A 21,454-nucleotide genomic window follows, 5' to 3' on the forward strand; every position below is an offset into this window, starting at 1 on the left:
TCCACTATGTTATTTCATCAATACTGAAGGATTATCCTCATGTACCAGGATCTTATTCGTAACGAACTGAACGAAGCGGCGGAAACGCTGGCGAACTTTCTGAAAGATGATGCCAATATTCACGCTATTCAGCGCGCGGCGGTCCTGCTGGCCGACAGCTTCAAAGCGGGTGGCAAAGTGCTCTCCTGCGGTAACGGTGGCTCTCACTGCGACGCGATGCACTTCGCAGAAGAGCTGACCGGACGCTATCGCGAAAACCGTCCTGGCTACCCGGCGATTGCGATTTCCGACGTGAGCCACATCTCCTGCGTAGGCAACGACTTCGGTTACGACCACATCTTCTCCCGCTACGTTGAAGCCGTAGGCCGTGAAGGCGATGTGCTGCTGGGGATTTCTACCTCCGGCAACTCCGGTAATGTGATCAAAGCGATCGCCGCCGCGCGTGAAAAAGGGATGAAAGTCATCACCCTGACGGGCAAAGATGGCGGTAAGATGGACGGTACGGCGGATGTTGAAATTCGCGTTCCGCACTTCGGTTATGCTGACCGCATTCAGGAAATTCACATCAAAGTGATCCACATCCTGATCCAGCTGATCGAAAAAGAGATGGCTAAGTAAGACTTCGCTGGGGGCGCCGGTGCCCCCCGCTGTTGTGGAGGTGATGTATGTGCGAACTGCTCGGGATGAGCGCCAATGTGCCAACCGATATCTGCTTTAGTTTCACCGGGCTGGTGCAGCGCGGTGGAGGAACCGGGCCGCATAAAGACGGCTGGGGCATCACCTTCTACGAAGGCAAAGGGTGTCGCACGTTCAAAGATCCACAGCCCAGCTTTAACTCACCGATTGCCAAACTGGTGCAGGACTATCCTATCAAGTCCCGCTCGGTGATCGCCCATATTCGCCAGGCTAACCGTGGCGAAGTGGCGCTGGAAAATACCCATCCGTTTACCCGGGAACTGTGGGGCCGAAACTGGACCTACGCGCACAACGGGCAACTCACGGGCTATAAGTCGCTGGAGACGGGCAATTTCCGCCCGGTAGGCGAAACCGACAGCGAAAAAGCCTTCTGCTGGCTGCTGCACAAGCTGACGGAGCGCTATCCCCGCACGCCAGGCAATATGGCTGCCGTGTTTAAATACATCGCGACGCTGGCGACCGAGCTACGCGAAAAAGGCGTGTTCAACATGCTGCTCTCAGACGGCCGCTATGTGATGGCGTTCTGCTCGACGAATTTGTTCTGGATCACCCGCCGTGCGCCGTTTGGCGTGGCAACGCTGCTCGATCAGGATGTGGAGATAGACTTTCAGAAGGAGACCACACCGAACGATGTGGTCACTGTTATTGCAACGCAGCCGCTGACGGGCAACGAAACCTGGCAAAAGATTATGCCAGGCGAGTGGGTGCTATTTTGTCTCGGGGACCGTGTAATTTGACGCCAGCTGTGGATGGACAACTTCGTGGCTCAGCGGCTTGCTGACCACGTAACGGCCATCCACAACCGAGACAACAGGCGGCTTGTGAGTCTGCTCGAAGTAGTCATAGCCGGGTTTCAGCTGTTTCCAGAAATCCGCGTAGTACGAGTACTTGTGACGCGCCATGTTGGCATCCGTCATGCGGAACGGATAGATGCTGACCTGAACGTTTGGCTGACCAAAGACCAACGCGCCGGTGACAAACTGGAAAATCTCATCAATGCCGGAATCGGTCATCGCGTAGCAGCCGATAGACACGCAGGCACCGTGGATCATCAGGTATTTACCTTCATAACCGTGTGCACGGTCATAGGCATTCGGGAAACCGATATTGATGGCTTTATAGAAACGGCTGTCTGGTTTGAGCTGGCTACGCTGAACGTTGTAAAACCCTTCCGGACTTTTGAAATCGCCCTGACGCTGTTTTGGCCCTAATCCACCGGAGTAGTTACAGATTTTGTAGCTATCAAGCAGCTGATACGTCTCACCCATTTTTACAAACAGATCGAGAGTGCGTTCTTCCTTGAAGATCTGAATATAAACCGGCGATCCCATTAACTGCTGTTTATATTCTTTGCTGATCGGCGTCGTTGAGCTATTACTGCTGAGCAGTCCGGCAAACGACATGCACGGAATCAGAAGCATCGCAATGAACAATGCGATTTTACGCATACTACTAGTTCCTTGATAAAACCATGACCAACTTGCCAGGACGGCAAAAGAGACCCGAAATCAGATTATTCTGTTAGGAGCGCTCACATTAGCACCGCTATAGATTTTCGCAAGAGCCGGGCGGTGAGTTTACAAATTAGTTTTACTTTATAAACCATCAAAATCGCGATGGCTCCAGGAACTTTGCGCATTAGCTCGCAATTTGGCGCGCGCGACGGCGGATTCGCTGCCCGCGAGAAGGGGAAAATGTTACACTTCGCGGCCACTGGATTGTTGTTCATGGAAACCTGCTAACCACATGTTTAAAATCAAAAAAGGACTTGATCTGCCGATTGCAGGCGTGCCCGCGCAGCGCGTTTCGACAGGCGCAAGTGTCCGTCATGTCGCCATTGTGGGCGACGACTACCTGGGAATGCGTCCTTCGATGTTGGTACAGGAAGGCGATCGCGTGATCAAAGGCCAGGCGCTCTTTGAGGACAAAAAAAATCCCGGCGTGATGTTTACAGCCCCCGCGAGCGGCACCGTTGTGGCGATCAACCGTGGCGAACGGCGCGTTCTGCAGTCGGTGGTGATCCGCATTGAAGGCGATGAACAGCGTGAATTCGCCCGTTACGATGCCGCAGACCTCGCGTCGCTGAGCCGTGAGGCTGTTCAGGCTCAGCTTCTGGCGTCCGGTTTATGGACCGCGCTTCGCACGCGTCCCTTCAGTAAATCCCCGGTTCCCGGCACGGAACCGGCCGCGATTTTCGTCACCGCAATGGATACCAACCCGCTCAGCGTGGATCCGCAGCCGGTTATCCTGGCACAGCGCAAAGCCTTTGATGCCGGGCTTACCGTTTTAACCCGTCTGACGTCGGGAAAAGTCCACGTTTGCCAGGCCGGTGGCGGCAAGCTTGGCGGTCATCCTCAGGGGCAGGTCACGTTTAATGAGTTTGCTGGCCCGCATCCGGCGGGTCTGGTCGGGACGCACATCCATTTCCTTGAGCCGGTGAGCCTGACGAAACAGGTCTGGCATCTTAATTATCAGGACGTCATCGCCATCGGTACGCTCTTCACCTCAGGAGAGCTGTGCGCGGAACGCATCATCGCCATCGGTGGGCCGCAGGCTGCAAACCCGCGTCTGGTGAAGACGCTGATTGGCGCGGATATCAATGAACTGCTGAACGAAGAAACCAAGGCAGGCGAAAACCGGCTGATTTCCGGTTCGGTCCTCAGTGGCCGCCATGCCGTGCAGGCGCACGCCTATCTGGGACGTTTCCATTTGCAGGTCAGCATTGTGCAGGAAGGCCGCGAGAAAGAGCTGTTCGGCTGGGTGCTGCCCGGTGCGGAAAAATACTCCGTCACCCGTACCACGCTGGGGCACTTCCTGCGTAATAAGCTGTTTAGCTTTTCGACCAGTACGCACGGCGGCGAGCGCGCTATGGTCCCGATTGGCAACTACGAGCGCGTCATGCCGCTGGATATTCTGCCGACCATGCTGTTGCGCGATCTGCTCGCCGGCGATACCGACAGCGCGCAGGCGCTGGGCTGTCTGGAACTGGACGAAGAAGATCTGGCGCTCTGTACCTATGTCTGTCCGGGAAAATACGAATATGGACCGGTATTGCGCGAGGTGTTAACCCGCATTGAGCAGGAAGGATAACCGATGGGCTTAAAACACCTCTTTGAAAAAATTGAGCCGCACTTTACCGAAGGGAAGCTCAAAAAGTACTACCCGCTGTATGAAGCCACGGCGACCATTTTTTACACGCCGGGGCTGGTGACGAAAGGAGCGGCGCACGTCCGTGACGCCATCGACCTTAAGCGGATGATGATCCTGGTGTGGTTTGCGGTCTTCCCGGCGATGTTCTGGGGGATGTACAACGTCGGTCTGCAGACCATTCCGGCGCTGCACCACATGTACGATGCGCAGCAGCTGACGCAGGTGCTTCAGTCTGACTGGCACTACCGTCTGGCCCAGTCGTTAGGGGTGAGCTTTGCGCCAGACGCGGGCTGGGTGAGCATGATGACGCTGGGGGCGGTGTTCTTCCTGCCGATTTACATCACGGTCTTTATCGTTGGCGGCTTCTGGGAAGTGCTGTTTGCCATCATCCGTAAACATGAGATCAACGAAGGCTTCTTCGTGACCTCTATTCTGTTTGCCCTGATTGTTCCCCCGACGCTACCGCTCTGGCAGGCAGCGCTGGGCATCAGCTTTGGCGTGGTCATTGCTAAAGAGATCTTCGGCGGCACCGGGCGGAATTTCCTTAACCCGGCGCTGGCGGGGCGTGCGTTCCTCTTCTTTGCCTATCCGGCGCAAATCTCCGGCGACCTGGTCTGGACGGCGGCTGACGGTTTTTCCGGCGCGACGCCGCTTTCACAGTGGGCGGCACACGGCGGCGAAACGCTGGTGAACAACGCGACGGGTCAGCCTGTAACCTGGTTTGATGCCTTTATTGGCAATATTCCGGGTTCCATTGGTGAAGTTTCAACGCTGATGATTTTGATTGGTGGAGCGATCATCCTGTTTGGGCGCGTGGCCTCCTGGCGAATTGTGGCGGGCGTGATGATCGGCATGGTGCTGACCGCCACGATGTTCAACGTTATCGGTTCGACCACCAACCCAATGTTCTCCATGCCCTGGTACTGGCATCTGGTGCTGGGTGGCTTCGCGTTTGGCATGATGTTCATGGCAACCGACCCCGTCTCAGCCTCGTTTACGGACAAAGGTAAATGGAGCTATGGCGTGCTCATTGGCGCGATGTGTGTCCTGATCCGCGTGGTCAACCCGGCGTACCCGGAAGGAATGATGCTGGCCATTCTGTTTGCCAACCTGTTTGCGCCACTCTTCGATTACCTGGTGGTGCGGGCCAACATTAAGCGGAGGAAGGCGCGTGGCTGAAGTTAAAAATAACGACAGTATCAGTAAAACGCTGCTGGTGGTGCTGGTGCTCTGTCTGGTCTGTTCGATTGTCGTGGCCGGCTCTGCCGTGGGGTTAAAACCCCTGCAGCAGGCGCAACGTGCGCTGGATAAACAGCGCAACATACTGGCCGTGGCCGGGTTGATGCAGGAAGGGATGAGTGCAGACGACGTCTCGGCGGTATTTGCGGAGCGTATTTCACCGCGTCTGGTGGATTTGAAAACCGGCCATCTGCTGGATAAAGATCCGGCGAAGTATAACCAGGCGCTGGCGCTGAAAGATCCGCAGATGAGCCTGACGCTCGAGGCATCGCAAGATCCCGCCGGGATTAAGCGCCGCAGCAATCTCGCCGAAATTTATCTGGTGCGTGACCCCCAAAAACGCATTCAGGAAGTGGTGCTTCCTGTCTACGGCAACGGCCTGTGGTCAATGATGTATGCCTTTGTGGCGCTTGATACGGATGGCCGTACCGTAAAAGGCATTACGTATTACGACCAGGGCGAAACGCCGGGGCTGGGTGGCGAAGTCGAAAACCCGAACTGGCGGGCACAGTTTATCGGTAAGAAAGTGCTCGACGATAACGGTCTGCCTGCGCTGAAGGTGATGAAAGGGGCGGCACGTCCCGGTGACGACTACGCTGTCGACGGGCTGTCCGGCGCCACGCTCACCTCCAAAGGCGTGCAGCACAGTTTTGATTTCTGGATGGGCGAGCTGGGTTTTGGTCCTTTCCTGAAAAACGTACGTGAAGGAGCGCTGAACAATGGCTGATACCGGTGAACTGAAAGAAGTCAAAAAGGTGCTCATTGGCCCACTGCTGGCCAATAACCCGATCACACTGCAGGTGCTGGGCGTCTGTTCAGCCCTGGCGGTGACGACCAAGCTGGAAACGGCGGTGGTGATGACGCTGGCGGTCACGCTGGTCACGGCATTTTCGAGCATGTTTATCTCGATGATCCGCCACCACATTCCCAACAGCGTGAGGATCATCGTGCAGATGGCGATCATCGCCTCGCTGGTGATCGTGGTCGATCAGCTGCTGCGCGCCTTCGCCTATGAAACCTCCAAACAGCTCTCGGTGTTTGTCGGGCTGATCATCACCAACTGTATTGTGATGGGGCGTGCGGAAGCCTACGCCATGAAAATGCCGCCGCTGGCGAGTTTTATGGACGGTATCGGTAACGGCCTCGGCTACGGTGTGATCCTGCTGACCGTTGGCTTCCTGCGTGAACTCATTGGCAGCGGTAAGCTGTTTGGCATCACGGTGCTGGACACGGTGCAAAACGGTGGATGGTATCTGCCAAACGGCCTATTCCTGCTGGCTCCCAGCGCATTTTTCATTATCGGTTTGTTGATCTGGCTGATTCGTACCTTGAGACCAGAACAGCAGGAAAAGGAGTAACCGACGATGGCTCATTACCTGAGTTTGTTTGTGCGCGCGGTGTTTGTTGAAAACATGGCGCTCGCGTTTTTCCTCGGCATGTGTACGTTCCTTGCGGTGTCCAAAAAAGTGTCGACGGCATTTGGGCTGGGTATCGCGGTCACCGTGGTGCTTGGCTTATCTGTACCGATTAACAATCTGGTCTACAACTTTGTGCTGCGGGACGGCGCGCTGGTGGAAGGGGTTGACCTCAGCTTCCTGAACTTCATCACCTTTATTGGCGTGATTGCCGCGCTGGTGCAAATCCTGGAGATGATCCTCGATAAGTACTTCCCGTCGCTGTACAACGCGCTGGGGATCTTCCTGCCGCTGATCGCGGTGAATTGCGCCATCTTCGGCGGCGTCTCGTTTATGGTTCAGCGTGATTACAACTTCAGTGAATCCGTGGTGTACGGTTTCGGCTCCGGCATCGGGTGGATGCTGGCGATTGTCACCATGGCAGGGATCCGCGAAAAAATGAAATATGCCAACGTGCCTGCAGGCCTGCGTGGCTTAGGGATCACCTTTATTACCACCGGGTTGATGGCACTGGGCTTTATGTCCTTCTCCGGCGTGCAGCTATAAGGGCTTACAGATGGAAATTATTCTTGGCGTGGTGATGTTCACGCTGATTGTACTGGTGCTGTCAGGGCTCATTCTGGCGGCGCGGGCGAAGCTGGTGAATTCCGGCGACGTGGTGATTGATATTAACGACGATCCGCAGAATCAGATCCGCACGCCTGCGGGAGATAAACTGCTCAACACGCTGTCCGGTAACGGAATTTTTGTCTCCTCGGCCTGCGGCGGCGGCGGCTCCTGCGGACAGTGCCGCGTGACGGTAAAAGAGGGTGGCGGCGATATTCTGCCCACCGAGCTGTCGCATATCACAAAGCGTGAGGCAAAAGAGGGCTGCCGTCTGGCCTGTCAGGTCGCAGTGCGTCAGAACATGAAGATTGAACTGCCGGAAGAGATTTTCGGCGTCAAAAAATGGGAATGTGAAGTTATCTCTAATGATAACAAAGCTACCTTTATCAAAGAGCTGAAGCTGCGGGTGCCGGAAGGGGAAGATGTCCCGTTCCGCGCCGGAGGATACATTCAGATTGAGTGCCCTGAGCATACCGTGGCGTATGCGGACTTTGACGTTCCGCAGGCGTACCGCGCCGACTGGGACAAATTCAATCTCTTCCGCTTTGTATCTGAGGTGAAAGAGCCGACGCTGCGCGCCTACTCGATGGCCAACTACCCGGAAGAGAAGGGTATTATTATGCTCAACGTGCGTATCGCCACGCCGCCACCGAATGTGCCGGATGCGCCGCCGGGCGTGATGTCATCATACATCTGGTCCCTGAAGCCGGGCGATAAGGTGACCATCTCCGGCCCGTTCGGGGAGTTCTTCGCGAAAGATACCGACGCGGAAATGGTCTTTATCGGCGGCGGTGCCGGCATGGCCCCGATGCGCTCGCACATCTTTGACCAGCTCAAGCGGCTCGGCAGCAAGCGTAAAATCAGCTTCTGGTACGGGGCGCGTTCGCTGCGTGAGATGTTCTACGATGATGAATTTGAACAGCTGGCGCGTGAAAACCCGAACTTTACCTTCCACGTGGCGCTCTCCGATCCGCAGCCGGAAGATAACTGGACGGGCTATACGGGGTTCATCCACAACGTGCTGTATGAAAACTACCTTAAACAGCACCCGGCTCCCGAGGACTGCGAGTTCTATATGTGTGGTCCGCCGATGATGAACGCCGCCGTGATTAAGATGCTGAAAGATCTCGGCGTCGAAGATGAGAACATCATGCTCGATGACTTTGGAGGCTGATGATGCTGACGTTTCTGGCAACCTTTGTGGTTTTTGTACTTGTCATCTTTGGCATGTCTTTAGGCTGGATCGTTAAGCGGAAAAGCATTCAGGGCAGCTGCGGCGGTATTTCCTCCATTGGCATGGAGAAGGTCTGCGACTGCCCGGAACCGTGCGACGCCCGCAAAAAACGCATGGCGCGCGAGCAGCAGCGCATTATTTAAGTTTTTGTAGGCCGGGTAAGGCAACGCCGCCACCCGGCATTCTTACATCTGCTTCTCAATCCTCATTTATTTACTGTATACTTATCCAGTGATGAGTGAGGGCTTACTATGCGCAAAATAATCCATGTTGATATGGACTGCTTTTTTGCCGCAGTGGAGATGCGAGACAACCCGGCGCTGCGGGATATTCCCATCGCTATTGGCGGCAGCCGCGTTCAGCGTGGCGTTATCAGCACCGCCAACTACCCTGCGCGCAAATTTGGCGTGCGTAGCGCCATGCCGACGGCGATGGCCTTAAAGCTTTGCCCTCATCTCACGCTTCTGCCCGGGCGGTTCGACGCCTATAAAGAGGCTTCCCTTCATATTCGGGAAATCTTCTCCCGCTATACCTCTTTGATAGAGCCGCTGTCGCTGGACGAAGCCTATCTCGATGTGACCGACAGCGTGCATTGCCACGGCTCCGCCACGCTGATGGCGCAGGAGATCCGCCAGACGATTTTCAACGAGCTGAATCTGACGGCGTCTGCGGGGGTCGCGCCCGTTAAATTCCTTGCCAAAATCGCTTCGGATTTAAATAAGCCCAACGGCCAGTACGTCATTACGCCGGAAGAGGTGCCTGCATTTTTAAAAACGCTGCCGCTTGGCAAAATCCCCGGCGTCGGGAAAGTCTCCGCCGCAAAGCTGGAAAGCATGGGGTTACGCACCTGCGAAGACGTGCAGCGAAGCGACCTCGCCATGCTGCTCAAGCGCTTCGGGAAGTTTGGCCGCGTGCTGTGGGAGCGCAGCCAGGGGATTGACGATCGCGATGTGAACAGCGAACGGCTGCGGAAATCCGTCGGCGTCGAGCGAACCCTCATTGAAGATATTCATGACTGGTCCGAATGCGAAACCATTATCACGGAACAGCTTTATCCTGAGCTGGAACGACGCTTAAGCAAGGTAAAACCGGACCTGCTGATTGCCCGTCAGGGCATCAAGCTCAAATTCAACGATTTCCAGCAGACCACGCAGGAACACGTCTGGCCGCGTCTGAACAAAGACGATCTTATCGCGACGGCAAAAAAGGCATGGGAAGAGCGACGAGGAGGGCGAGGGGTGAGGCTGGTGGGATTGCACGTCACGCTGCTGGATCCGCAGTTAGAGCGACAGCTGGTATTGGGATTGTAAAAAAGCCCGGTGCGCTACGCTTACCGGGCCTGGGTTTTTCACCCTATCCCTGTGGAACAGGGCTGGGGTGAGGGTATTACTTAACTGGGATCGCCTTCAGCAGTTCAGTCAGCAGCGTCCAGTAATGACCAACGCTTTCGATATGAACCTGCTCATCCGGCGAGTGCGGACCGGTAATGGTTGGCCCGATGGACACCATATCCATATCCGGATACGGTTTCTTGAACAGGCCACATTCCAGACCGGCGTGGATCACCTGAATGTTCGGCGTGCTGTTGAACAGACGCTGATAGGTTTCACGCACCAGCGCCATCACCGGAGAGCTTGCATCCGGCTGCCAGCCCGGGTAGCTGCCTTTTGCAGACGTTTTCGCGCCCGCCAGCGTGCCCAGAGATTCCAGCATGCTCACCACATACTCTTTACCGCTGTCGATAAGGGAGCGGATCAGGCAGATGATCTCCGCGCTGTCGTCGCTCATGGTCACCACGCCCACGTTCAGTGAGGTTTCCACTACGCCTTTCGCCACGTCAGAGTTGCGGATTACGCCGTTTGGCGTCGCGTTCAGCAGCTGAACGAAGGTGTCACGAGACTGCACGGTCAGCGCGGCTTTATCCGTGGAGACGGATTCCAGCACCACGGTCAGGTTCTTCTCTTTCGCCGACAGTTCGTTTTTCAGGATATCCAGGTACACGGTGGAGAGTTTTTTCAGCTCGTCGGCTTTTGCCGCTGGCACTGCCACGGTGGCGAAGGCTTCGCGCGGGATCGCGTTGCGCAGGGTACCGCCGTTGAAGTCTACCAGACGCAGATCCAGCTCGGCCGCATGGCCTGCCAGGAAGCGTGCCAGCAATTTATTGGCGTTGCCGAGACCCAGATGAATATCACCGCCGGAGTGGCCGCCTTTCAGCCCTTTCAGCGTCAGCTTGAAGGTCTGGAAACCGGCAGGAATCGCTTCGCGTGACAGCGGCAGGGTAGAGATGAAATCAATCCCGCCCGCGCAGCCCATGTAGATCTCGCCTTCTTCTTCGGAGTCGGTGTTGATCAGGATATCCGCCTGCAGCCAGTTCGCCTGCAGACCGAACGCCCCGTCCATGCCCGCTTCTTCGGTCATGGTCAGCAGCACTTCCAGTGGACCGTGCTCAACGCTGTCGTCAGCCAGCACGGCCAGCGCAGAGGCCATACCGATGCCGTTATCCGCACCCAGGGTGGTGCCGCGCGCTTTCACCCAGTCGCCGTCGATGTACGGCTGAATCGGGTCTTTGGTGAAGTCGTGAACGGTGTCGTTGTTCTTCTGTGGCACCATGTCCAGGTGCGCCTGCAGCACAACCGGTTTACGGTTTTCCATGCCTGCGGTGGCGGGTTTGCGGATCAGAATGTTGCCAACCTGGTCACGTTCCGCATGCAGATCTTTTTCCTTCGCCCAGCCCATAATATGTTCGGCAAGCTGTTCTTCATGGTAGGAAGGGTGTGGAATGGAGCAGATTTTGGCAAAAATATCCCACAGCGGCTGCGGAGATAGTTGAGACAGTTCAGACACGATAAGTCTCCTTGTCGAGGCGCTGCAAACAGGGTTGCAGGTCACAGGGTTAGCAGGTTAATAGTTACCACAAGTCAGGCTTGCGAGATGAAACTGAGAATACCACTTTCTCTGCTGGCTGGTAGCATAAAGCATGTAAAAACTCAGGCAGAGGGCGCTAAACACTGGTTTTTAGTGCGTCAGATCTCTATAATCTCGCGCAACCTATTTCCCCCTCGAACACTTTTTAAGCCGTATAAAAACAGGCTGGGACACTTCACATGAGCGAAAAATACGTCGTCACCTGGGACATGTTGCAGATTCACGCACGCAAACTGGCTGCGCGTCTGATGCCTTCCGAACAGTGGAAAGGCATTATTGCCGTCAGCCGTGGCGGTCTGGTACCGGGGGCGCTGCTGGCACGTGAGCTGGGTATTCGTCATGTCGATACCGTTTGCATCTCCAGCTATGACCATGACAACCAGCGCGAGCTGAAAGTGCTGAAACGCGCGGAAGGCGACGGTGAAGGCTTCATCGTTATTGATGACCTGGTGGATACCGGCGGTACCGCGGTGGCTATCCGGGAAATGTATCCGAAAGCACATTTCGTCACTATCTTCGCAAAGCCTGCTGGCCGCCCGCTGGTTGACGATTACGTGATTGATATTCCGCAGGATACCTGGATTGAACAACCATGGGATATGGGCGTGGTCTTCGTACCGCCAATCTCGGGTCGTTAATCACGTTCCGCAATTAATTTAACGCCCGGTGATGCCGGGCGTTGTTTTTTTTAGTCTGACGCGCGTTACAATAGTCTCTATACGACGTATTCATGGAGGCAATGCAATGACGCAGGCGAATCTCACCGAGACTCTCTTCAAACCCCGTTTCAAACACCCTGAAACGTCGACGCTGGTGCGTCGCTTCAATCCGGGTACTCAGCCTGCCGTCCAGTCTGCATTAGACGGTAAAAACGTGCCTCACTGGTATCGCATGATTAACCGCCTGATGTGGATCTGGCGCGGTATCGATCCCCGTGAAATCCTTGATGTGCAGGCACGTATCGTGATGAGTGAAGCCGAGCGTACCGACAGCGAGCTCTATGATACGGTAGTGGGCTACCGTGGCGGAAACTGGATCTACGAGTGGTCTAAACAGGCGATGCTCTGGCAGCAAAAAGCCAGCCAGGAAGAGGATGCCACGCGCAGCGGCAAACACTGGCTGCATGCGGCCAACCTCTATGCGATTGCCGCCTACCCGCATTTAAAAGGCGATGAGCTGGCCGAACAGGCGCAGGCGCTGGCGAATCGCGCCTACGAAGAGGCGGCTCAACGCCTGCCGGGCCAGATGCGCGAGCTTGAGTTCGCTGTTCCGGGCGGGGCGCCCGTTACCGGGTTCCTGCATATGCCCGAAGGTGAAGGCCCGTTCCCGACCGTGCTGATGTGCGGCGGGCTGGACTCTCTGCAAATTGACTATTACAGCCTGTATGAGCGCTACTTCGCACCAAAAGGGATCGCGATGCTGACGCTGGATATGCCCTCAATTGGCTTCTCCTCCAAATGGAAACTGACTCAGGATTCCAGCCTGCTGCACCAGCATGCGCTAAAAGCGCTGGAAAACATTCCGTGGGTTGACCACACCCGCGTGGCGGCATTTGGCTTCCGCTTTGGCGCAAACGTCGCGGTGCGTCTGGCTTACCTTGAATCCTCCCGCCTGAAAGCAGTCGCCTGCCTTGGACCGGTCGTTCACGCCCTGCTCAGCGATCCCGCACGCCAGGGGAGCGTGCCCGAAATGTACCTTGATGTGCTGGCCAGCCGTCTTGGCATGCATGATGCATCAGACGAAGCGCTGCGCGTTGAGCTCAATCGCTACTCGTTAAAAACGCAAGGGTTGCTGGGACGTCGCTGCCCGACGCCGATGCTGTCGGGGTTCTGGAAAAACGATCCGTTCAGTCCGGAAGAAGAGTCGCGCTTAATCACGTCGTCATCTGCGGATGGCAAACTGCTTGAGGTGCCGTTCAGCCCGGTCTATCAGAATTTCGATAAAGCTCTGAAGGAGATTACGCGCTGGATCGCTCAGAGATTGTGTTAATAGATTGCTAAATTTCGCTGGTTTGGTAAAACAGTGGCTTCACAAAAGGAGATCGCAATGACGTTACCGAGTGGACACCCGAAAAGTAGATTGATTAAGAAGTTCATGGCTCTTGGCCCGTATATTCGAGAAGAGCAGTGTGAAGAGAATCGCTTTTTTTTCGACTGCCTGGCTGTATGCGTCAACGTGAAGCCTGCACCCGAAAAACGTGAATTCTGGGGCTGGTGGATGGAAATGGAAGCAGAGGAAAAACGCTTTACGTATAGCTACCAGTTTGGCCTGTTTAATAAAGACGGTAACTGGCAGGCCACCACCATTAAAGATCAGGAAGTGATCGATCGCCTGGAATATACCCTGAAAGAGTTTCACGACAAAGCGAGCGCACTGCTGGCCACCCTGGACCTTAAGTTCGAGCCAGCGGATGATTTTTCCAGCGAAGCGGTGAAGCTGACCGCCTGATAGCGTCACAGCGCCGGGTGGCGGCTTCGCCTTACCCGGCCTACAAAATGCACTATCCCGTAGGCCCGGTAGGCGCAGCGCTACCGGGCAAAAAAAATCCCGGCTTATCTGCCGGGATTTTCTTATTCGGGTAATCTTAGAACTGGTAGGTCATACCCAGGGCAACGATATCATCGCTGCTCACGCCCAGTTTATTATCGTCGTCAATCTGGTTAATTTTATAATCAACAAACGCGGACATATTTTTGTTGAAGTAATAGGTCGCGCCAACGTCAATATATTTCACCAGATCTTCGTCACCAATACCTTCGATATCTTTGCCTTTAGACTGGACATAACCCAGGGACGGACGCAGACCGAAATCGAACTGATATTGTGCGACGATTTCAAAGTTCTGTGCCTTATTGGCAAATCCGCCAGAAATTGGCGTCATATTACGGGTTTCTGAATACATCGCTGCCAGATAAATATCGTTCGCGTCATATTTCAGACCGGTAGCCCAGGCTTCGGCTTTCTGCCCCTGACCACGCGCCAGCAGGTTCTGCGCGTTGGTGCGGTCAGAGTTAGTGTAAGCACCGCTGACGGCGAAATCGCTGCCGCCGAAGTCATAGCTCAGAGAGGTACCAAAACCGTCACCGTTCTGCTTCTTGGCATCACGGTTTTCGTTTTTACCCTGGTACTGCAGGGTCATGTCCAGGCCGTCAACCGCGCCGAAGAAGTCGGTGTTGCGGTAGGTGGCAAGACCGGTCGCACGCTTGGTCATGAAGTTATCGGTCTGCGCGGAAGAGTCGCCGCCGAACTCAGGGAACATGTCGGTCCATGCTTCGACGTCATACAGCGCACCCAGGTTACGACCGTAATCCAGAGAACCAAAGTTTTTCAGCTTCAGGCCCGCGAACGCCAGACGGGTTTTCTGAGAGGAGTCGCTCTCGGCTTTGTTACCCGCAAATTCAGATTCCCAACGACCATAGCCCGTCAGCTGATCGTTAATCTGGGTTTCGCCTTTAAAACCGAAACGAACGTAAGTCTGATCGCCATCTTTGGTGGCATCATCGCTGATGTAGTGCATGGCTTTCACTTTGCCGTACACGTCCAGCTTATTACCATCTTTATTATAAACTTCAGCTGCGTGAACGGATGCAGAAGCCACTACGCCCATAACCATTAATGCCAGAGTGCTCTTTTTCATTTTCGATCCTGTCTTATAAACGCGCTAAAAAATTCGCTGGACGATAAGCTCATGCTTAAGTCCCGTGAAAAAACAGGAAGGGTTTTATCGTTCTGGAATGAAACTTTTATGACAAACTAAGAATAATTTTAAAAAACTGTGATTTATTATTTCGGTAATAAAAGTGTCAAATTCTCCCGCTACGCTTCCTGATCCCGCGCAACAAAGTGTTTCGCGATGTGCTAAGGCAGTTGGCAACGGGGCTGACTCCTGCTAAAACGTTCGTTCGACATTACTTTCCCTTATCGTTGAACGGCAGAGAATCATGAGTGACAGCCAGACGCTGGTGGTAAAACTCGGTACCAGTGTGTTAACAGGCGGATCGCGCCGCCTAAATCGCGCCCACATTGTTGAGCTTGTACGTCAGTGCGCTCAGTTACATGCCGCAGGGCATCGTATTGTAATTGTGACCTCCGGGGCGATTGCCGCCGGGCGTGAACACCTGGGTTACCCCGAACTCCCCGCGACGATCGCCTCTAAACAGCTGCTGGCCGCCGTGGGACAAAGCCGACTCATTCAACTCTGGGAACAGCTGTTCTCTATCTATGGCATCCACGTCGGACAGATGCTGCTGACGCGTGCGGATATGGAAGACAGAGAGCGCTTCCTGAACGCCCGCGATACCCTGCGCGCGCTGCTGGACAATAATATCGTTCCGGTCATTAACGAGAATGATGCCGTTGCTACCGCTGAAATCAAAGTGGGTGATAACGATAACCTCTCTGCGCTGGCCGCCATTCTGGCTGGCGCCGATAAATTACTGCTTCTGACCGATCAGCAGGGGTTGTTCACTGCCGATCCGCGCTCCAACCCGGAAGCCGAGCTGATTACCGACGTTCACGGTATCGACGATGCGCTGCGCGCCATCGCCGGTGACAGCGTGTCCGGCCTCGGAACGGGCGGCATGGGGACCAAGCTGCAGGCCGCCGACGTGGCGTGCCGCGCCGGTATCGACACCATCATTGCCGCGGGCAGCCGCCCTGGCGTGATTGGCGACGTGATGGAAGGCATCTCCGTCGGCACCCGCTTCCACGCTCAGGAATCCCCGCTGGAAAACCGTAAACGCTGGATATTTGGCGCGCCACCTGCGGGCGAACTCGTCGTTGATGAAGGGGCGACCGCCGCGATTCTGGAACGAGGAAGTTCATTACTTCCTAAAGGAATTAAAAGCGTGACAGGCAACTTCTCCCGTGGTGAAGTGATCCGTATCCGTAACCTCGAAGGCCGCGACATCGCCCACGGCGTAAGCCGCTATAACAGCGATGCCCTGCGCCGCATCGCGGGCCACCATTCGCAGCAGATCGACGCCATTCTGGGCTATGAATATGGCCCGGTTGCCGTGCATCGCGATGACATGATTATTCGTTAAGGAGCCAGAACATGCTGGAACAAATGGGCGCCGCCGCGAAGGCCGCCTCTTACAAACTGGCGCTCCTTTCCAGCCGCGAGAAAAACCGCGTGCTGGAAAAAATCGCTGATTATCTGGAATCTCAGTCCCAGGAGATTTTGCTCGCCAACGAGCAGGATTTACTGGAAGCGCGTCGCAACGGTCTGAGCGAAGCGATGCTCGACCGCCTGGCGTTGACCCCGGCCCGCCTTAAAGGCATCGCCGACGATGTTCGTCAGGTCTGCAATCTGGCCGACCCGGTAGGGCAGGTGATTGACGGTGGGCTGCTGGACAGCGGTTTACGCCTGGAGCGCCGTCGCGTGCCGCTCGGCGTTATCGGCGTTATTTATGAAGCCCGTCCAAACGTGACGGTGGATGTTGCCTCCCTGTGCCTGAAAACCGGCAACGCCGCCATTCTGCGCGGTGGGAAAGAGACCTGGCGCACCAACGCCGCGACGGTGAAAGTCATTCAGCAGGCGCTGGAAGAGTGTGGCTTACCGGCGGGTGCCGTGCAGGCAATTGAGAGCCCGGACCGCGCGCTGGTCAACGAAATGCTGCGCATGGACAAATACATCGACATGCTGATCCCACGCGGCGGCGCGGGCCTGCACAAACTGTGCCGCGAGCAGTCGACGATTCCGGTGATCACCGGCGGTATTGGCGTGTGTCATATCGTGGTAGACGACAGCGCTGAGATTGCTCCTGCGCTGAAGATTATCGTGAACGCGAAGACCCAGCGTCCTAGCACCTGTAACACCGTTGAAACGCTGCTGGTGCATCAGGACATAGCGAACACCTTCCTGCCGGCCCTGAGCAAACAGATGGCAGAGAGCGGCGTGACGCTGCATGCTGACGCCAGTGCGCTCGCACTGCTGCAGGATGGCCCGGCTAACGTCGTTCCCGTCAACGCGGAGCAGTATGACGACGAGTTCCTCTCACTGGATCTGAACGTGAAAATCGTGAGCGATCTTGACGACGCGATTGCGCACATCCGTGAGCATGGCACGCAGCATTCTGACGCCATCCTGACGCGCACCATGCGCAATGCCGATCGCTTCGTGAACGAAGTGGATTCCTCTGCGGTGTATGTGAATGCCTCCACCCGCTTCACCGACGGCGGCCAGTTCGGCCTCGGCGCTGAGGTGGCGGTCAGCACGCAGAAACTGCACGCGCGCGGTCCGATGGGGCTGGAAGCGCTGACCACGTACAAGTGGATCGGCTTCGGCGACGATACGATTCGTGCGTAAATAATCACGGGTGATGCAAAAATAGCCGTTTGATTCAAAAGGGCATTGACGCATCACCCGGATAGATCTAACCTTTTGCCCCGTGGTTACACTCGTAACCGGCCTCTCAGGGCCGATATAGCTCAGTTGGTAGAGCAGCGCATTCGTAATGCGAAGGTCGTAGGTTCGACTCCTATTATCGGCACCATTCAAGAAAATCAATCACTTAGCGTAAAAAATCTAACCGGTTGTATCTTCAATTATCATTCTTGATAACACTTGGTAAACGCCTTTGCGTTGTATCGGCTCAAGTATTGTACAACGTATTGGTGAGTAGTTACCGGGCTCAAGCCAGCACAGCATTAGAAATCTAGCCATCCCTTGAAGCTGAAAGAGTTGCCGGACTCTCTAAACACATCACTTGAACCCTTAGCGATACGTTCCGCGCTTCGTGCGGAGCTCAATGATGTTAAACGTCGAGATGACGTTGCAGAAAATAAACAGGCGTAATGTTGGGAAGAGTTGGCGCGAGCGGCTAATAACATGTTTTAAACTACCGATCACGGCACTAAATGGTTTGTATTGTTAGAAATCTAATAAATTGTACAAACATCATGTGATCGATAGCCTTGAATGGTCGAAATGCCTTGGCGCCACCCAGACGACATGAAAGGGGGTGGAGTCTGCCAAAAGTTTCGGCTGGATTGCTATAAAGTTCATCAGTATGATTGCTGGCACAATCAGTGATTGAGAAACAACTTCCGAGTGATAAAGGACGATACAATATGAAAGTGACTGATGAGGCGTTGTTACGTTCAGGGTTTACACCATCGGATTTGCAGAAGATAAAAAACAACGTTGAAAGTTACGGCGGAACCTTGGGGGAAGCGATTCAGGATCTGGCTAATCGATTCAGGGTTGTTTTATGGATAACATCGGCATGTCTGATGGTTTTTATCATTTTAGTGTTGTTTTCTGCGAAAGAAACCGTCGTGGGTGGTGGGATATCAATTCTGATCGCAATAGTCATTGTTGCATTTATTCAGCCGCCAGTTCTTTCTTACAAATCCTGGCGGTTCTGGAGAAAATTCAGAGGCTAATGGTTCGATGTGTCAGTAGAAAGCAGGTCAAATATTACTTTGGCCTTAAGTCCATAACCTACTATTTTCATTGTTAATTTGGGACGGCTCATTGTATCAACCTTACGATAGAAATCACGAGGTATCCATTTAAACAGTCTCCATGCTTCGGGTCTTCTGGCTAATCCAAAGATGCTGTAAACACTTGCGCTTAACGTAACAGCGTTATAAATCGCCAGTCCTGTTTCAGGCTTGAAACCCATAAACTGGGCCGCTTCCATAGTGCCATCAGCCACAAATCCCTCTGTTTTATATTGTTTTCCATATATACCAGGAATGATTTCTTTTGACAGACCGTTAATGCCATCTGTTACAAGAATAGCCCCTGCCAGCATACCTAAAGGTGTCATCGTAGCGAGCATCAACGCACCGCCAGCAATTGCCATTCCAGAAACCACAATATGAATAGCTGAAATCATGTAGCCGACGATTTTATTATTTTCCTTAACAAACTCGACCTTCGCGTAAAGCTGTGCGGACTTGGTTCTTAACAGACGCTCTTGTTCAAGCAGATTGTCTGTTTCAGCGCGCAGATTTTTGATGCATACAATACATTCTTCATCGGTTTTAGCTCGTCGAGCTGTTTCAAATTCTCTATCTACAACCTGTTTTATCTCTCCAACAAACTTGATGCGCGTTATCCCATCTAGCAAATAGAATGCTGATAGCCGATTTGCTGTTTCGACCAGTTTCCGGGCTTCCAGATTCACCATGGTATCTGACCATGTTCTGTTCCAGCCCCTGTTGAGCAGCGCGATATCCATTAAAGACTCCTTCCCAAAATGTGTCTGGTCATTTTACGTGCAATAAGGTCGAAGACAACAGGAAATGATTTCCCAACATCTGATTTCAGCGGAACGAATACATAATCAAACCCTGAAACTCCACACGGTAATTCTCTATTTTTCATTGTTCGACGTATCAAACGTCTTGGAGTACGGGCAGGACTGTGAGCTCGTCACCACTGTAAACAAGTAGATGCTGTTCTGATACGTGCATAGCGTTTTCCCGTTCTCCGTCTGTTCCTCCTGCGGGTTGGTCATCGTAATTTGTCCGGCAATCGCCAGGGCTGGGAATAGTGCCAGCGTTAGTACACAACATGTTTCATGTTGATCACTCCCAAATCTTTGCAAGGGCAGCGCCCACGCTCTTAACGTCAATATTCAAATGGTTCATGGTGACTTTAGGGTCTGAATGGTTCAGTGCTTTTATGGCTAAAGCTAAATTTCCGTTAGACTGCTCCCACACCTGTGTGGCAGAAAACTTGCGAAAAGAATGGCAGCCTACCGTTCCTTTAATCCCGACATTCTTCGCAGCCTGTTTGATCTCACTGTTCACCTGCTCACGGTTTACGGGCGCTTTTCCAGATGCACGGTTGCAGTGTGACGTGAAAACATATTCGTCTTTCGGGGCGGCGTTCTATGATCTCCTTTTTCTTGCTCGTCTTACTCTCAAGCACTTCCTGCGTGTTTCCCTCCTTGAACTGGTTGAACTACAAACTCACCGTGTCACCGACATGCAAACATAAAGAGGCCATTGTTACCGCTACATCTGCGAATAGCTGTTTGTTATGGCTTTCAAGCCAGCTAATCAGCTTAACCCGGACACGCTCAAAGACTTTACCCGCGGGGTGGCAGCCGTAAGCGAGCAGGCCGCAAACATTCTCGATTACCTGAAGAACAAGCTCGCTCCGGTTAATCCACTGGCATCTGATGATGTTCACGGATTCATGCGTGACAGTGAAATGCGCCAGGCATTCGCCCGACTGGATCGCCGCAGCCAGGAAAAAATGCTGCTGTCGATGCACAGTGGAAAGCATCAGGAGCTGGCGGACGCCTTACTAAGGGCGCATGCTGTGTGTTCGGGACTCGATACGGAACAGCTAAAACGTCTTGGCTTCTCCCGTATCGCATCGGAGAACGGGCAGGTGATTAGCGCGGTTGCCGAGCTGGTCGATGCGGTAAGGAAAGGCGTCGCACAAATTACAGCTGTCCGAACCTGGTATAACAATCTCGTTTACGGGAAGAACGACGATCCATCAGAAGTTCTGCCCCGCATGACCGGCCTTGATCAGTTAAGCGAACATGTCAGCGCGATGCTCAAAGGCAGCCAGCGGCAGACACATTCAGAAGAGAAGCAGGCCGCCTGAGGGCGGCTTTTTTCTGCCCGGAGGGAAACACAGGATGCTGTTAAGTAAATCAGCCTACGCCAGGCATATGGGCGTCAGCCGGCAAACTGTTTACGACTGGATAGCCCGCAGTGAAATTGTAATTTCAGGCGATAAAGTGGATGTCGAAGCATCGCAGGCTAAACAAAATTCTGCTGGTGCTGGTGCTGGTGCTGGTGCTGGTGATCATCACAATGCAATGACGTGGGCGCAGGCCGCCGCGTGGGTATGGGGGCATGACGGCGGGAAAGAGCTGCCGGCTGATATTAATGCTGGCCAGCGAATAGAGGCAGCAGCCGCTGAGCTGGGTTTTGATGTTCAGCACGAGCCCGATGAACAATTGCTGATTCTCTTCCGGCCGGATGAAGAAACCCACAGCTTCTATGGCAAAGACCGTGCAGCAGGCGCTTTACGGTTTCTTCGTTCTGAGCTGGCTTACGTTGCCACAATGCACCCCGATACGCCGGATGACTGGAGCAAAACAAGATTAAGGGCGCTCTGCCTGCTGGACGGCGAAAAACTGTAAATCTCCGACCAAACCTAACTCCTCTAACTTGACACTTTTTCGTGAAAAACAGGGAAAAGTGTCAACCC

The 21,454-nt window shown here is 54.1% G+C and carries 22 protein-coding genes, 1 tRNA gene and 1 pseudogene; 19 read left to right on the forward strand and 5 right to left on the reverse strand.

Annotated features, from left to right (window positions below):
• Positions 1-39: 39 nt before the first annotated feature.
• Positions 40-618: a D-sedoheptulose 7-phosphate isomerase gene (gene lpcA, locus BFV67_RS04145; RefSeq protein WP_021242877.1), complete on the forward strand. Its 579-nt coding sequence runs from the start codon at positions 40-42 to the stop codon at positions 616-618.
• Between the two features lie 47 nt (positions 619-665).
• Positions 666-1,433 (forward strand): class II glutamine amidotransferase, encoded by a 768-nt coding sequence (locus tag BFV67_RS04150; RefSeq protein ID WP_008500262.1) that lies wholly within the window; start codon positions 666-668, stop codon positions 1,431-1,433.
• Here the strand turns inward: BFV67_RS04150 and dpaA are convergent.
• Positions 1,404-2,144: a peptidoglycan meso-diaminopimelic acid protein amidase gene (dpaA, locus tag BFV67_RS04155; RefSeq protein WP_008500261.1), complete on the reverse strand. Its 741-nt coding sequence runs from the start codon at positions 2,142-2,144 to the stop codon at positions 1,404-1,406. The two genes, BFV67_RS04150 and dpaA, sit on opposite strands and share 30 nt — an antisense overlap.
• Positions 2,145-2,442: 298 nt before the next feature.
• Between dpaA and BFV67_RS04160 the strand changes: the two genes are divergently transcribed.
• From BFV67_RS04160 to dinB, 8 genes are all read left to right on the forward strand, one after another.
• Entirely contained in the window at positions 2,443-3,786 is a 1,344-nt protein-coding gene (locus tag BFV67_RS04160) for a Na(+)-translocating NADH-quinone reductase subunit A (protein ID WP_069597902.1), read from the forward strand.
• Positions 3,787-3,789: 3 nt separating this feature from the next.
• A complete protein-coding gene (locus tag BFV67_RS04165) occupies positions 3,790-5,025 on the forward strand; it encodes an NADH:ubiquinone reductase (Na(+)-transporting) subunit B (RefSeq protein ID WP_023293211.1) in 1,236 nt (411 codons plus the stop codon).
• A complete protein-coding gene (locus tag BFV67_RS04170) occupies positions 5,018-5,812 on the forward strand; it encodes a Na(+)-translocating NADH-quinone reductase subunit C (RefSeq protein WP_008500257.1) in 795 nt (264 codons plus the stop codon). Before BFV67_RS04165 ends, BFV67_RS04170 begins: the two co-directional genes overlap by 8 nt.
• Positions 5,805-6,443 carry an NADH:ubiquinone reductase (Na(+)-transporting) subunit D gene (locus BFV67_RS04175; protein WP_008500256.1) on the forward strand — a complete coding sequence of 213 codons (639 nt, stop codon included), beginning with the start codon at positions 5,805-5,807 and terminating at the stop codon, positions 6,441-6,443. The genes BFV67_RS04170 and BFV67_RS04175 overlap by 8 nt, the downstream gene beginning before the upstream one ends.
• 6 nt (positions 6,444-6,449) lie before the next feature.
• Positions 6,450-7,046: an NADH:ubiquinone reductase (Na(+)-transporting) subunit E gene (gene nqrE, locus BFV67_RS04180; protein WP_008500255.1), complete on the forward strand. Its 597-nt coding sequence runs from the start codon at positions 6,450-6,452 to the stop codon at positions 7,044-7,046.
• A 10-nt stretch (positions 7,047-7,056) separates the two neighbouring features.
• A complete protein-coding gene (nqrF, locus tag BFV67_RS04185) occupies positions 7,057-8,280 on the forward strand; it encodes an NADH:ubiquinone reductase (Na(+)-transporting) subunit F (protein ID WP_008500254.1) in 1,224 nt (407 codons plus the stop codon).
• Positions 8,280-8,483 carry a (Na+)-NQR maturation NqrM gene (gene nqrM / locus BFV67_RS04190; protein ID WP_023615899.1) on the forward strand — a complete coding sequence of 68 codons (204 nt, stop codon included), beginning with the start codon at positions 8,280-8,282 and terminating at the stop codon, positions 8,481-8,483. The genes nqrF and nqrM overlap by 1 nt, the downstream gene beginning before the upstream one ends.
• 108 nt (positions 8,484-8,591) lie before the next feature.
• Positions 8,592-9,650 (forward strand): DNA polymerase IV, encoded by a 1,059-nt coding sequence (gene dinB, locus BFV67_RS04195; protein ID WP_008500252.1) that lies wholly within the window; start codon positions 8,592-8,594, stop codon positions 9,648-9,650.
• A 76-nt stretch (positions 9,651-9,726) separates the two neighbouring features.
• Here dinB and pepD read toward each other — a convergent pair whose 3' ends face one another.
• Positions 9,727-11,184, reverse strand: coding sequence for a cytosol nonspecific dipeptidase (gene pepD, locus BFV67_RS04200; RefSeq protein ID WP_069597903.1), 1,458 nt, complete (start codon positions 11,182-11,184; stop codon positions 9,727-9,729).
• 260 nt (positions 11,185-11,444) lie between these two features.
• Here pepD and gpt point away from each other — a divergent pair, with 260 nt between their 5' ends.
• From gpt to crl, 3 genes are all read left to right on the forward strand, one after another.
• Positions 11,445-11,903 carry a xanthine phosphoribosyltransferase gene (gpt, locus tag BFV67_RS04205; protein WP_003863205.1) on the forward strand — a complete coding sequence of 153 codons (459 nt, stop codon included), beginning with the start codon at positions 11,445-11,447 and terminating at the stop codon, positions 11,901-11,903.
• A gap of 106 nt (positions 11,904-12,009) precedes the next feature.
• Complete coding sequence (gene frsA, locus BFV67_RS04210; protein ID WP_008500250.1) at positions 12,010-13,254, forward strand: esterase FrsA; 1,245 nt, start codon at positions 12,010-12,012, stop codon at positions 13,252-13,254.
• 57 nt (positions 13,255-13,311) lie between these two features.
• The gene (gene crl, locus BFV67_RS04215) at positions 13,312-13,713 is read left to right on the forward strand and encodes a sigma factor-binding protein Crl (protein WP_008500249.1); all 402 of its coding nucleotides are present in this window, start codon (positions 13,312-13,314) and stop codon (positions 13,711-13,713) included.
• A gap of 136 nt (positions 13,714-13,849) precedes the next feature.
• On the opposite strand, the gene phoE is transcribed toward crl, so the two are convergent.
• Complete coding sequence (phoE, locus tag BFV67_RS04220) at positions 13,850-14,902, reverse strand: phosphoporin PhoE (RefSeq protein ID WP_069597904.1); 1,053 nt, start codon at positions 14,900-14,902, stop codon at positions 13,850-13,852.
• A 304-nt stretch (positions 14,903-15,206) separates the two neighbouring features.
• Between phoE and proB the strand changes: the two genes are divergently transcribed.
• From proB to BFV67_RS04240, 4 genes are all read left to right on the forward strand, one after another.
• Positions 15,207-16,310, forward strand: a complete 1,104-nt coding sequence (proB, locus tag BFV67_RS04225; protein ID WP_008501877.1) for a glutamate 5-kinase — start codon at positions 15,207-15,209, stop codon at positions 16,308-16,310.
• Between the two features lie 11 nt (positions 16,311-16,321).
• On the forward strand, positions 16,322-17,575 hold the full coding sequence (proA, locus tag BFV67_RS04230; protein WP_069597905.1) for a glutamate-5-semialdehyde dehydrogenase: 1,254 nt from the start codon (positions 16,322-16,324) through the stop codon (positions 17,573-17,575).
• 111 nt (positions 17,576-17,686) lie between these two features.
• Positions 17,687-17,762, forward strand: a tRNA-Thr gene (locus BFV67_RS04235).
• Positions 17,763-18,339: 577 nt separating this feature from the next.
• Complete coding sequence (locus BFV67_RS04240; RefSeq protein WP_041911130.1) at positions 18,340-18,654, forward strand: hypothetical protein; 315 nt, start codon at positions 18,340-18,342, stop codon at positions 18,652-18,654.
• On the opposite strand, the gene BFV67_RS04245 is transcribed toward BFV67_RS04240, so the two are convergent.
• Together BFV67_RS04245 and BFV67_RS24570 are read right to left on the reverse strand one after the other, a co-directional pair.
• Positions 18,651-19,457, reverse strand: a complete 807-nt coding sequence (locus BFV67_RS04245) for a DUF4225 domain-containing protein (RefSeq protein ID WP_069597906.1) — start codon at positions 19,455-19,457, stop codon at positions 18,651-18,653. The two genes, BFV67_RS04240 and BFV67_RS04245, sit on opposite strands and share 4 nt — an antisense overlap.
• Positions 19,458-19,806: 349 nt before the next feature.
• Positions 19,807-20,049: pseudogene (locus BFV67_RS24570) on the reverse strand (site-specific integrase); the annotation flags it as partial.
• A gap of 214 nt (positions 20,050-20,263) precedes the next feature.
• Between BFV67_RS24570 and BFV67_RS24120 the strand changes: the two are divergent.
• Together BFV67_RS24120 and BFV67_RS04260 are read left to right on the forward strand one after the other, a co-directional pair.
• Positions 20,264-20,842: a hypothetical protein gene (locus BFV67_RS24120; RefSeq protein ID WP_157888814.1), complete on the forward strand. Its 579-nt coding sequence runs from the start codon at positions 20,264-20,266 to the stop codon at positions 20,840-20,842.
• Positions 20,843-20,876: 34 nt separating this feature from the next.
• Entirely contained in the window at positions 20,877-21,386 is a 510-nt protein-coding gene (locus tag BFV67_RS04260) for a hypothetical protein (RefSeq protein ID WP_069597908.1), read from the forward strand.
• Positions 21,387-21,454 lie beyond the last annotated feature (68 nt).

Origin of the sequence: Enterobacter roggenkampii (genome assembly GCF_001729805.1) — a bacterium.
In the GTDB taxonomy this organism is placed as follows: Bacteria; Pseudomonadota; Gammaproteobacteria; order Enterobacterales; family Enterobacteriaceae; genus Enterobacter; species Enterobacter roggenkampii.